The 12,489-nt window shown below is 65.0% G+C and carries 11 protein-coding genes; 8 read left to right on the top strand and 3 right to left on the bottom strand.

Annotation, left to right across the window (positions count from 1 at the left end; translation table 11 throughout):
• Positions 1-26 precede the first annotated feature (26 nt).
• Both ACN0X6_RS04535 and ACN0X6_RS04530 read right to left on the bottom strand, forming a co-directional pair.
• Positions 27-1,721 carry a DEAD/DEAH box helicase gene (locus ACN0X6_RS04535; RefSeq protein ID WP_417702460.1) on the bottom strand — a complete coding sequence of 565 codons (1,695 nt, stop codon included), beginning with the start codon at positions 1,719-1,721 and terminating at the stop codon, positions 27-29.
• 289 nt (positions 1,722-2,010) lie between these two features.
• A complete protein-coding gene (locus ACN0X6_RS04530) occupies positions 2,011-2,790 on the bottom strand; it encodes a spermidine synthase (RefSeq protein ID WP_417702458.1) in 780 nt (259 codons plus the stop codon).
• A 136-nt stretch (positions 2,791-2,926) separates the two neighbouring features.
• On the opposite strand from ACN0X6_RS04530, the gene ACN0X6_RS04525 reads away from it, so the two are divergent.
• From ACN0X6_RS04525 to ACN0X6_RS04490, 8 genes are all read left to right on the top strand, one after another.
• Positions 2,927-4,255, top strand: coding sequence for a flavin-containing monooxygenase (locus ACN0X6_RS04525; RefSeq protein WP_417702456.1), 1,329 nt, complete (start codon positions 2,927-2,929; stop codon positions 4,253-4,255).
• Positions 4,252-5,190, top strand: coding sequence for a bile acid:sodium symporter family protein (locus ACN0X6_RS04520; protein ID WP_417702455.1), 939 nt, complete (start codon positions 4,252-4,254; stop codon positions 5,188-5,190). Before ACN0X6_RS04525 ends, ACN0X6_RS04520 begins: the two co-directional genes overlap by 4 nt.
• Complete coding sequence (locus ACN0X6_RS04515; RefSeq protein WP_417702453.1) at positions 5,190-5,972, top strand: SDR family NAD(P)-dependent oxidoreductase; 783 nt, start codon at positions 5,190-5,192, stop codon at positions 5,970-5,972. The genes ACN0X6_RS04520 and ACN0X6_RS04515 overlap by 1 nt, the downstream gene beginning before the upstream one ends.
• Positions 5,972-6,712, top strand: coding sequence for a sulfite exporter TauE/SafE family protein (locus ACN0X6_RS04510; RefSeq protein ID WP_417702451.1), 741 nt, complete (start codon positions 5,972-5,974; stop codon positions 6,710-6,712). Before ACN0X6_RS04515 ends, ACN0X6_RS04510 begins: the two co-directional genes overlap by 1 nt.
• A complete protein-coding gene (locus ACN0X6_RS04505; protein WP_417702449.1) occupies positions 6,709-8,502 on the top strand; it encodes an N-acyl-D-amino-acid deacylase family protein in 1,794 nt (597 codons plus the stop codon). The genes ACN0X6_RS04510 and ACN0X6_RS04505 overlap by 4 nt, the downstream gene beginning before the upstream one ends.
• An 85-nt stretch (positions 8,503-8,587) precedes the next feature.
• Positions 8,588-9,934 (top strand): class II 3-deoxy-7-phosphoheptulonate synthase, encoded by a 1,347-nt coding sequence (locus ACN0X6_RS04500; RefSeq protein ID WP_417702447.1) that lies wholly within the window; start codon positions 8,588-8,590, stop codon positions 9,932-9,934.
• Between the two features lie 161 nt (positions 9,935-10,095).
• Positions 10,096-10,851 carry a M48 family metalloprotease gene (locus ACN0X6_RS04495; protein WP_417702445.1) on the top strand — a complete coding sequence of 252 codons (756 nt, stop codon included), beginning with the start codon at positions 10,096-10,098 and terminating at the stop codon, positions 10,849-10,851.
• Between the two features lie 51 nt (positions 10,852-10,902).
• On the top strand, positions 10,903-11,292 hold the full coding sequence (locus ACN0X6_RS04490; protein WP_417702444.1) for a lysozyme inhibitor LprI family protein: 390 nt from the start codon (positions 10,903-10,905) through the stop codon (positions 11,290-11,292).
• Here ACN0X6_RS04490 and ACN0X6_RS04485 read toward each other — a convergent pair.
• Positions 11,289-12,482, bottom strand: a complete 1,194-nt coding sequence (locus ACN0X6_RS04485) for a winged helix-turn-helix domain-containing protein (RefSeq protein ID WP_417702442.1) — start codon at positions 12,480-12,482, stop codon at positions 11,289-11,291. The genes ACN0X6_RS04490 and ACN0X6_RS04485 overlap by 4 nt on opposite strands.
• Positions 12,483-12,489 lie beyond the last annotated feature (7 nt).

Below are 12,489 nucleotides of genomic sequence, written 5' to 3'. Positions count from 1 at the left end.
CTGCCATTAGCCATCAGCCCGGCGGATCAATCCTCGCGGTAGCGACGCAGCTTCAGTGCCTTGCCGGCCACGCGGGTGTCTTTCAGCTTGCCCAGCAGACGGTCCAGGCCGTCTTCCGGCAGCTCGACCAGGCTGAAGGTTTCGCGGATCTGGATACGACCGATCGCTTCGCGAGCCAGACCACCCTCGTTGAGGATAGCGCCAAGCAGATTCTTCGCGGCGATACCGTCGCGCGTCCCCAGTGCAGTGCGGCAGCGCACGCGACCTTCGGTCAGCGGTACCGGCGCACGGCGCTCGCGGTATTCGCCGCGCTCACCACCACGATCAGCACCACGGTCGCCGTCGCGCTCACGACGCTCACGCGGAGCACCGCCAGCGCCTGGCACCAGCGGCTGCTCACGCTCGACAGTGGCCAGATCCAGGGCCTGACCGTTGGTGGCCTTTTTCAGCAGCGCAGCCGCCAGGGCACGCGGGCTGCAGCCGATATCGGCGGTCAGGCGGGCGAGCAGATCGCCATGACTGGCTTCGGCATCGGCCACCAGCGGCGCCAGACTGTTGGTCAGCTTCTTGATGCGGGCATCGAGAACCTGCTGGGCGTTCGGCAGTTTGACCTCACCGACCTTCTGCCCGGTGACGCGCTCGATCACCTGCAGCATGCGCCGCTCACGCGGCGTCACCAGCAGCAGCGCGCGGCCATCGCGACCGGCACGGCCGGTACGGCCGATACGGTGTACGTAGGATTCCGGGTCGTACGGCATGTCGACGTTGAATACGTGGGTGATGCGTGGTACGTCGATACCACGAGCAGCCACGTCGGTCGCCACGACGATGTCCAGGCGGCCATCCTTGAGCGATTCGATGACGCGCTCACGCTGGTTCTGGGCGATGTCGCCGTTCAGCGCAGCGGCCTTGTAGCCTTTGGCTTCCAGGGCACTGGCCAGATCCAGGGTGGCTTGTTTGGTACGCACGAAGGCGATCAGCGCGTCGAAATCCTCGACTTCCAGCAGACGCAACACGGCGTTGGTCTTCTGGTCGGCGTGGATCATCAGATGCGCCTGCTCGATGCGCGAGACGGTCTGAGTCTTGGCAGCGATCTTGATGTGTTGCGGCTCACGCAGGTGCTTCTCGGCAATGGCGCGAATCGAGTGCGGCAGCGTGGCGGAGAACAGCACGCTCTGGCGGCTTTCCGGCATGGCTTCGAAGATCACTTCGAGGTCATCCATGAAGCCCAGCTTGAGCATTTCGTCGGCTTCGTCGAGTACCAGGTACTGGATGCTCGACAGTACTTTCTCGTCGCGACGCAGGTGGTCGACCAGGCGACCAGGCGTGGCGACGATGACCTGAGCGCCCTGGCGAATGGCCTTGAGCTGCGGGCCCATGGGTGCGCCGCCGTATACGGCGACCACATTGAGGCCAGGCATCTGCTTGGAATAGGTTTCGAAGGCGGTGGCGACCTGCAGGGCCAGCTCGCGGGTCGGCGCCAGAATCAGTGCCTGTGGCTCACGCTTGGCCGGGTCGATTTTCGACAGGATCGGCAACGCGAAGGCTGCGGTCTTGCCGGTGCCGGTCTGGGCCTGGCCGATCATGTCCTGGCCGGCGAGGATCACCGGAATGGCCTGCGACTGGATCGGAGACGGCTCTTCGTAACCAACGGCGGTCAGAGCGGCGAGAATATTGGAGTGAAGTCCGAGCGCGGCGAAGCCGCCGATTTCCTGGGTCATGGGTCTGCCTCAAGTGCATCCGCAAAGACCCATGTTCCAAAGCTGCGCATGCCGTGTAAGACCTTGTGGGTCACCCTGGCAGCCTGGTCGGCGGGGATTTGCGAAAACGTGATGAAAGTGAATCGTCAAGGATAGTCCGCTGGGGACTGGCTGCCGGGTGTTAATTTCCCGGGCGAGTTGCACTACCTGAACGTGGCCAGAAAATTGGCCGGCGCGAACTATACCGGAAAATCCTGACTCGGGTGCTGGTTTTTATCGATTGGCACGCATCCAACCGCTCAACGGCGCATCAAGTGGCCGGGCGCAGCGCTTCGATCAGCGGTTGTAGCGAGTACCCCAGGCGCGGCGCCAGCTCGCCAGCACGCATCTGCAGGCGCCCCATGTTCAGGCGCTGCTCGAGGTCGGCCGGGATCAGCAGCACCACGTTGCCCTCCTTCACCGGGCACTCCCAATAGTGCCGGTGATAGAGGCCGCGCAGCAGTGCCGCGCCGAGCGGCTTGCCGTCGTTGCCTGCCCATTGGTTGATGATCAGCCAACCACCCGGGTTGAGTTTCTCGCGGCAGCGCTCGAGAAAGCGCCAGGCCAGATGCCCGACGCCCGGCCCCTGGTCGGTGTACAGATCGAGAAAGATCAGGTCGGCGGTTTCCGCGCTGTCCAGCAGTTCGGTGGCATCACCGATACGAATGGTCAGCCTTGGGTCATCGTCCAGGCCGAGAAACTCCATGGCCAGGCGCGGTACGTCCGGGCGCAGTTCGATGGCCTCGACGTCCTCCAGCGGCAGGAACTTCAGGCAGGCCTGGGTCAGGTTGCCGGCGCCAAGCCCCAGGAACAGCGCCGTTTCCGGCGCGTCGTGGCACAGCGCGCCCAGCAGCATGGCGCGCGTGTAGTCGTATTCCAGCCAACTGGGATCGCCCTGGAACACACAACTCTGCTCGATGGCATCACCGAACTCGAGAAAGCGGTAGGCGCCGATCTGCACCACACGGATCACCCCGAAGGCGTCGCGCACCTCGGCCAGCAGAACCTCTTCCTGCTGCTGCAACTCGTCGTCTGGCGGCAACCCTGGCATCGATACCTCTCCCACAGTGACATCCCGTACCACAAGAGCCGGGTCAAAGGCGCCGATTGTCATTGAAGCGGCCGCCCCCGGTCACGCAATAATTCCATCACTTGCGCTGCTACTCATAACAATAACGAGGTTCGCCATGTACGCCATCATAGGTGCCGGCCCCATGGGCCTGTGCACGGCCCGGCAATTGAAAAAACACGGCATCGATTTCATTGGCTTCGAGCTGCACAGCGACGTCGGTGGTCTGTGGGATATCGATAACCCGCACAGCAGCATGTACCACTCGGCGCACCTGATTTCCTCCAAGGGCACCACCGAGTTTCGCGAATTCCCCATGCGCGCCGAGGTGGCGCCCTACCCGCACCACAGCGAGATGCGCCGCTACTTTCGCGACTACGCCAGGCAGTTTCGTCTCTACGAGCATTACCAGTTCGACACCCGCGTGCTGCATGTGCAGCGCGGGCAACACGGCTGGAAGCTGATCAGCGAGCGCAACGGCGAGCAGCGCGAGTGGCATTTCAAGGGCGTACTGATCGCCAATGGCACCCTGCATACGCCCAATCTGCCGCGCCTGCCCGGTGATTTCTCCGGCGAGTTGCTGCATTCCAATGCCTACAAGAACGCGGAAATCTTCGCCGGCAAACGGGTGCTGGTGGTCGGCTGCGGCAACTCGGCCTGCGATATCGCCGTCGATGCCGTGCATCGCGCCGCCTCGGTCGACCTCTCGGTGCGCCGTGGCTATCACTTCCTGCCCAAGTTCATCCTCGGTAAACCCACCGACACCTTCGGCGGCGCGATCAGGCTGCCGCGCCGTCTCAAACAGCTGGTCGACGGTCTGCTGGTACGCGCGCTGGTCGGCAAACCTTCGCAGTACGGTCTGCCCGACCCGGACTACCGCCTGTACGAGTCGCATCCGGTGATGAATTCGCTGGTGCTGCACCATATCGGCCATGGCGACATCCGTCCTCGGGGCGATATCACAGCGGTGAACGGGCAAAGCCTGACCTTTGCCAATGGCGAACAGGCCGAGTACGACCTGATCCTCATGGCCACCGGCTACAGGCTCGACTACCCCTTCATCGCCCGCGACGAGTTGAACTGGCCGCAAGATGCCGGTGCACCACAGCTGTATCTCAACGTCTTCCACCCCGAGCACGATGACCTGTTCATGCTCGGCATGGTCGAGGCCTCCGGCCTGGGCTGGCAGGGTCGTGACGAGCAGGCGGAGCTGGTGGCGCTGTATATCCGCCAGTCGCAGGCTGGCAGCCCCGCTGCTCAGGCCCTGCGCCAGACCATTCGCGCTCAGGCCAGTCAGCGCCTGGATGGCGGCTATCGCTACCTGCAACTGGAGCGCATGGCCTATTACGTGCACAAGGACAGCTATCGTAGACGCATGGCCGAACACAGCGCCGCGCTGCGCCGTGAGCTGGCCAGCGACGGCGCACTCGCTGCACAGGGGGCATGAGCATGGAACAGGTGAATATCGCCTTCGATCCCAGCAGCCTGGTGCTGATCAACCTGATCGTCGCGTTGATGATGTTCGGCGTTTCACTGGACCTGCGCGCCGACGACTTCCGGCGCATCGTCCGCGCGCCCAAGGCCCCGGTGATTGGCATGCTGGCGCAGTTCGTGCTGCTGCCGGCGCTGACCTGCCTGGCCTGCTGGGCTCTGGCCATCGAGCCGCAACTGGCGCTGGGCATGACCCTGATCGCCGCCTGCCCGGGCGGGAGCTTCTCCAACATCATGACCTGGATGGCGCGCGGCAACGTCGCGCTGTCGGTGAGCATGACCGCCGTTTCCAGCGTCGTCGCCAGCGTGCTGACACCGCTCAACTTCGCCCTGTACGCCTGGCTCAATCCCCACACCCGGCCCTTGCTGACGCAGATCGAGCTGGACCCGCTGAGCCTGCTGCTGCTCGTGCTGCTGGTACTCGGCCTGCCTCTGCTGGCTGGCATGTGGATCGGCCGGCGCTTCCCGCAACTGACGCTGAACGTGGAAAAGCCCCTGCGTCTGTTCGCCCTGCTGGTAATGCTCGGTTTCGTCGCGCTGGCGTTCAGCCGCAACCTCGAGCAGTTCACCCGACATTTCCATCTGTTCTTCTGGCTGGTGGTGGCACACAACGCCCTGGCATTGAGCATTGGTTACCTCAGCGCCCGCCTGAGCGGGCTGCCGGTGGCCGACCGCCGCGCCCTGACGCTGGAAGTGGGCATCCAGAATTCGGCGCTGGGCCTGGTGATCATCTTCACCTTCTTCCCGCAGGCCAGCGGCATGTTGCTGATCGCGGCGTTCTGGGGTTGCTGGCACCTGGTATCCGGTCTGAGCCTGGCCTGGCTGTGGTCACGCAGACCGCCTGCAGTCGACGCGTTGCTGACGCCCTTGCCCAACGCAGGAGAGCGATGATGCGCGTGGTGCTGATTACCGGCGCCGCCAGCGGCCTCGGCTGGCAACTGGCACGCGCCTGTCACGCCCGTGGCGATGCACTGCTGCTCACCGACATCGACGCCAGTGCCCTCACGGCTCGCGCCAATGAACTGGGCAGCGAACGCGTATTGGCCCTTGCTGGCGATATCACCGAACCCGAGCTGCATGAGCGTCTGCTCGATGGCTGCCGGCAGCGCTTCGGCCGGCTGGACGTGCTGATCAACAACGCCGGCATCACTCACCGCTCGCCTACGCTGCGCACCGACCCAGCGGTGTTTCGCAAGGTCATGGCGGTGGATTATCACGCGCCGCTGGAACTGACCCTGACCGCCCTGCCGCTGCTGCGTGAAGGCCGCGGCCAGGTGGTCGCCATTGGCTCCATGGCCGGCTGGATGCCGGTGCTCGGCCGCGCCGGTTACTGCGCCGCGAAAAGCGCTCTGGGCCAGGCCTTCGAGGTGCTGCGCGCCGAGATCGCCCGTGACGGTATCGGCCTGCTGATGGTCTATCCGAGCTTTCTCGATACGCCCATCGACCGCAACGCTCTGGGCGGCGACGGCAAACCGGCCGGGCATGCCCGCTCGACCATTGGCAAGATTCGCGGCGCCGACTGGATGGCCAGTCTGATTCTCGATGCGCTGCAGCAGCGCCGCGAGCGCCTGTTCCCGGACCGCGGCAGCTGGCTGGCGAGCCTGCTCTGGCGCCTGGCACCGGCGCTGTACCAGCGCAAGATGACCCAGCGCTTCGCCGGGGAGATCAGCTGATGGCCCTGGCGCCCTACGCCCTCGGCGGCTTCATTCTGCTGGCCTATACCCTGGAAGCCGTCACCGGCTTCGGCAGCGTGGTCATCGCCCTGTCGCTCGGCGCATTGCTGCTGCCCATCGATCAGCTGTTGCCGATCCTGGTGCCGCTGAACATCTGCATGACCGGCTATCTGGTGCATCGCCACTGGCAGCAGATCGACCGCCGCCTGCTGCTTGGCACCCTGCTGCCCGGCATGCTCATCGGCACGTTACTCGGCTATTGGCTGCTGCCCTATCTGGACACCCAGGCGCTGAAGGTCGGCTTCGGTGTGCTGATAATCTGGTTCGCCGGCCGCGAGCTGTGGCGCCTGCGCCGGGCGAGCGCACTGCCGCAACGCCCGGTTTGGCTGACTCGCGTCATTACCCTGGGCGCCGGCCTCAGCCACGGCCTGTTCGCCTCGGGTGGCCCGCTGCTGGTCTACGGCCTGGCCGGCACCCAGCTGGACAAGGCGCGACTGCGTGCCACCCTGGTCACTGTCTGGTTCACCCTCAACAGCCTGCTCACCCTCGCCTTTCTGCTCGACGGCCGCCTGCTGCCGGCGCTGCCCCAGGTGCTCACCTACATGCCGCTGCTACTGCTCGGGGTGTGGTTGGGCGAACGCCTGCACCGGCGCTTCGACGAGCGTCATTTCCGCCTCGCCATCTACATCCTGCTGTTGGTCACCGGCATCCTGCTGCTGGCGCCCTGGAGACTGCCATGAGCTACGACATCATCATCAACAACGGCCTGTACTTCGACGGCACCGGCGCGCCGGGTGCAGTCCGTCATATCGGCATCCGTGACGGCAAGGTCGAGGTGCTCAGCCTCAGCCCGCTGGACGCCACCGACTGCCCCGAGGTGATCGACGCCCAAGGCCAATGGGTCACCCCCGGCTTCCTGGAGATCCACTCGCATTACGACGCCGAAGTGATCGCCGCACCAGCGCTGAAGGAGTCGGTGCGCCATGGCGTCACCAGCGTGACCGTCGGCTCCTGCTCCATCAGCATGGTGCTGGCCGACGCCGAGGACTGCTCCGACCTGTTCACCCGTGTCGAAGCGGTGCCACGCAAATACGTGCTGCCGATCCTCAAGGAAAAGAAAACCTGGCGCGACGCCGCCGGTTATCGCGCCTTCTATGACCAGTTGCCGCTGGGGCCGAACGTCAACTCCTTCCTCGGCCATTCCGAGCTGCGCGTGGCGGTGATGGGCCTGCAGCGCGCCACCAGCCGGGTGACACCCAGCGAAGCTGAACTCGCGCGCATGGAGCAGTTGCTCGAAGAGGCACTGGACGCCGGGTGCATTGGCCTGTCGGTGATGACCACGCGCCTGGACAAGATGGACGGCGACCGCGCCTGGTCCAGCCCGTTGCCGTCGACCTTCGCCAGCTGGAAGGAGTTTTCACGGCTGTTCGCCGTACTGCGGCGGCGCGGCGCCGTGCTGCAGGGCGCACCGAACGCAGTAACCAAGGTCAACGTGTTCGCCTTTCTCTGGCAGGCCCACGGCTGGTTCAGGAAACCGCTGAAATGCACCATGCTCACGGCGCTGGACCTCAAATCGCAGCCGCTGCTGCACCGCTTCACCCGGCTCTCCGGCTGGCTGGCGAACCGGGTGCTGCGCGGCCATTTCCGCTGGCAGACCCTGCCGGCGCCCTTCACCCTGCGCCTGGAAGGGCTCAACGTGAATGCCTTCGAGGAGTTCGGTGCCGGCGAGATCCTGCGCAACATCAAGGACCCGGATGAGCTCTACGCCAAGGTCAGGGAGCCGGCGTTCCGCGCCCTGTTCAAGAAGCAAGTCAAGGCCGTACTGACCAAGGGCCTTTGGCACCGCGACTTCTCCGACTGCTGGGTGACCGAATGCCCGGACGCCAGCCTGGTCGGCAAGAACTTCAAGCAATTGGGGCAGGCACGCGGCCTCGATGCGGTAGACGCCTACTTCGAGCTGGCCTGCCAGTACCGCGAGGCGCTGAAGTGGACGACCTGCTACGGCAACCAGCGTGAGGCGATCATGCGCAAGCTGCTGGCCAGCCCCTGGACGCACCCTGGCTTCGCCGACTCCGGCGCGCACCTGCGCTCCATCGCTCAGTACAACTTCCCGCTGCGTTTTCTCAAGTACGTGCGCGATGCCGAGCTGGCCGGCGAATCCTTCATGGAACTGGGCAAGGCGGTGCGCCGCTGCAGTGGCGAGCTGGCCGACTTCATCGGTGTCGATGCCGGCTACCTGCGCGTCGGCGATCGTGCCGACCTGGTCGTCATCAACCCGCAAGGCCTCGACGACAGGTTGGACGAACTGCATGAAGCACCGATGGAGGTGCTCGGCCTGGTGCGGGTGGTCAAACGCAACGATGCAGCAGTCGCCCTGACGGTGATCAACGGCCGCATCGCCTATCGCCGAGGCCTGGAATACCCGGATGATCTCGGCAAGGCGCAGCGCTACGGACGCTTCCTGCCGGCGCGTGATATATCGCCGCGACAACTGCCGGTGCGCGACCTCGAGCCAACCACTGCATCATGAGCCGCAGCAACGCTGATACACGTACGGGCCCTGTGGCTTATCGGTTACCATGCGCCTTCGCCTGATCAACCGCTAGAGACGCCGCATGTCGAACCCCTGGAGCCCCGAAAGCTGGAGGGCCAGACCCATCCAGCAGCAGCCTGAATACCCTGACGCCGCGCACCTGAGCCGCGTCGAGCAAACCCTGGCCGGCTACCCGCCGCTGGTGTTCGCCGGCGAGGCGCGCGAGCTGCGTCGCCAGTTCGCCGAGGTCACCCAGGGCCGCGCCTTTCTGCTGCAGGGCGGCGACTGCGCCGAGAGCTTCGCCGAGTTTTCCGCCGCGAAGATTCGCGACACCTTCAAGGTGCTGCTGCAGATGGCCATCGTCATGACCTTCGCTGCCGGCTGCCCGGTGGTCAAGGTCGGGCGCATGGCCGGCCAGTTCGCCAAGCCGCGCTCGTCCGGCAGTGAAACCATCGATGGCGTCACCCTGCCCGCCTATCGGGGCGACATTGTCAACGGCATCGGTTTCGACGCCACCAGCCGCGTACCCGACCCGGAGCGTCTGCTGCAGGCCTACCACCAGGCCACCGCCAGCCTCAACCTGCTGCGTGCCTTCGCCCAGGGTGGCTTCGCCGACCTGCACCAGGTGCACCAGTGGAACCTCGACTTCATCGCCAACTCGGCGCTGGCCGAGAAGTACCAGCAGCTCGCCGGCCGCATCGACGAAACCCTGGCCTTCATGCGCGCCGTGGGCATGGACAGCGCACCGCAACTGCGCGAGACCAGCTTCTTTACCGCCCACGAGGCGCTGCTGCTGAACTACGAAGAAGCCTTCGTGCGTCGCGACAGCCTCACCGGCCGCTGGTACGACTGCTCCGCGCACATGCTGTGGATCGGCGACCGCACCCGCCAGCTGGACGGCGCGCACATCGAATTCATGCGCGGCATCGAGAACCCCATCGGCGTCAAGGTCGGCCCGAGCATGGACCCCGACGAGCTGATCCGCCTGATCGACACGCTCAACCCGGACAACGATCCGGGGCGCCTCAACCTGATCGTGCGCATGGGCGCGGACAAGGTCGAAGCGCACTTTCCGCGTCTGCTGCGCAAGGTCAAGGCAGAAGGTCGCCAGGTGCTGTGGAGTTCCGACCCCATGCACGGCAACACCATCAAGGCCAGCAGCGGCTACAAGACCCGCGATTTCGCGCAGATTCTCAGCGAAGTCCGACAGTTCTTCGCCGTGCATCAGGCCGAGGGCACCTATGCCGGCGGCATCCATATCGAAATGACCGGGCAGAACGTCACCGAGTGCATCGGCGGCTCGCGCCCGATCACCGAGGACGGCCTGTCCGACCGCTACCACACCCACTGCGACCCACGCATGAATGCCGACCAGTCCCTGGAACTGGCCTTCATGATCGCCGAAACGCTGAAACAGGTACGCCGCTGAGAACGTGAGCCCTGGCCATTGGCCAGGGCGCGAACCGGCTCGCACTCTTTTTGTGCGTTATCCGGCATAATGCCGCACCCAACGCGAGCACCGGCCAGGTGCCCAAGCTGCACCAGCCGGAAAGGACTCGCGGCCAACACCTCCAACAAGGACGATGAACCATGCAACTGCGCACCACCCTCTCCGCTTTCGCCCTGTCCAGCGCTGTATTGCTGACCGGCTGCCAGAACATGTCTCCCGACGCCATGCTGCAATCGGGCCTGATGGCCGTGCAGGCCGCGACCCTCAGCGACGCCGAAGTACGCAGCATGTCCGACCAGGCCTGCGCCGAAATGGATGCCGAAGCCAATATCGCCGGCCCGAACAGTCCGTACAGCAAGCGTCTGGACAAGATCGCCAACAACCTCGGCCATCAGATCAACGGCACGCCGATCACCTACAAGGTGTATCAGGCCGATGAGGTCAACGCCTGGGCCATGGCCAACGGCTGCGTGCGCGTCTACAGCGGCCTGATGGACCTGATGAGCGACAACGAAGTGGAAGGCGTACTCGGCCACGAGATCGGCCACGTAGCCCTCGGCCACAGCAAGAAGGCCATGCAGACCGCTTACGCCACCACCGCCGCGCGCAATGCCGCAGCTGCTTCGGGCAACGGCACCCTCGCGGCACTGTCCACCTCGCAGCTCGGCGCTCTGGGTGAGCAACTGGTCAATGCCCAGTTCTCGCAAAGCCAGGAAAACGCCGCCGACAACTTCTCCTTCGACCTGCTGACCCAGCGCAACATCCCGCGCGATGGCCTGGTCACCGCGTTCGAGAAGCTGGCCAAACTGGGCGGCGGCGAAAGCAGCATGTTCTCCTCGCACCCGGGCTCCAGCGACCGCGCCGCCAACATGCGCACCCGCCTGGCTACCAAGTAAGCATCAGGTTCAGGGGCTGCAGCGCAGCCCCTGTTTCGTTGGGGGATTGTCATGTCGATACTGCGCAACGCCCTGCTGCCGCTCATTGGGCTGCTGCCACTCGCTGCCTGGGCCGATTACGACCAGCAGTACCAGGCCTGTCTGGATGCCAGCGCGATGATCAACAACACCAGCGTCGCCGGCTGCGCCGAAGGCGTATCGGAAACGGTGAAGAAGGAGATGAACCGCGTTTACCAGCAGTTGTTCCTGAAGCTGCAGGAAGGCGCGCCGCAGGACGCCGAACAGCTGGAAACCGCGCAAAAGGCCTGGCTGGTCTACCGCAACGGCCAGTGCGACCTGCAGGGCAAGCATGTCGGCTCGCCGATGTACTACACCTGCCCGATGCAGATGAATATCCAGCGCGTCGAGGAACTGAAGTTGCTGCTGGAAAACGGCGGTTAACCGAGTAGCCCACGCAGGCTGACGCTCGGCGCCAGCCACAGCTCATCCAGGCCCAGCCAGTGCGCCAGCGCGCGCAGCGAATCGCCCAGCGCCAGGCGCGCCTCCTCGCTCAACACTGCTTCCTCCAGATGCATGGCATGCACCGCCAGGCGCCCGGTCGCGCGCTCGCTGCGCAGGTCCACCCGTGCCAGCAAGCGCTCGTGATGCAGAAACGGCAGCACGTAGTAGCCATACACGCGCTTGGCCTGCGGGGTGTAGATCTCCAGGCGATAGCGAAAGCCGAACAGCCGCTCGGTGCGCTCGCGCTCCCAGATCAGTGAATCGAATGGCGACAACAGCGCGCTGTGACGAATACGTCGGGGTATGCGCGGCTCGCCCCGGCAGTAGGCCGCCTGCCGCCAGCCCTGTACCGTGACGGGCATCAGCTCGCCCGCCTCCACCAATTCGGCGATACGCCGTTTGCTGTCACTGACGTCCAACCTGTAGTAGTCGCGCAAATCGCGCTCGGTCGCCACGCCCAGGGCATCGGCCGAACGCAGCAACAGGCGGCGCTGCGCTTCGGCCTCATGCAGATCCGGGTGATTCAGTACATCAGCAGGAATGACCCGCTCCGGCAGGTCGTACAGACGTTCGAAGCCACGTCGTCCGGCCACAGTGACCTCGCCTGCGGCGAACAGCCACTCCAGCGCCGTCTTTTCCGCGCTCCAGTCCCACCAGGGGCCAGCCTTCTCGGTTCGCTTGGAAAGACTGCCGGCGCCCAGCGCACCGCGCTCGCGCACGGCCTGCAGTACGCTATCCAAAACGTCGCGACGCTCGACACCGAACTTCGCCAGCTGGCTGTAGATGCCCTGCCCATGCGCAGCTCGGTGCATTCGCCAGCGCAGCAACGGATACAGCTCGAGCGGCAACAGCGAGGCTTCGTGCCCCCAGTATTCGAACAGGCGCCTGTGCCGCGCCCGGCCCCAGGCCAGCTCGTCGAGATGCTCGGCCTGGTAATGGCCGAGGCGGGAAAAAGCCGGCAGGTAGTGCGAGCGCACCAGGGCGTTGACCGAATCGATCTGCACCACGCCAAGGCGCTCGATCTGCGCCTGCAGCTGCCTGTGGGCGATGGCGCCACGTGGCGTACGCCCGAAGCCCTGGGCAGCCAGGGCCAGGCGGCGAGCTTCGGCGAGAGAAAGTGAGAGCGTCATGGCGACT

It is taken from the genome of Pseudomonas sp. (assembly GCF_048269965.1).
Lineage (GTDB): Bacteria > Pseudomonadota > Gammaproteobacteria > Pseudomonadales > Pseudomonadaceae > Aquipseudomonas.
This window is presented reverse-complemented; position numbering and strand designations above follow the sequence as displayed.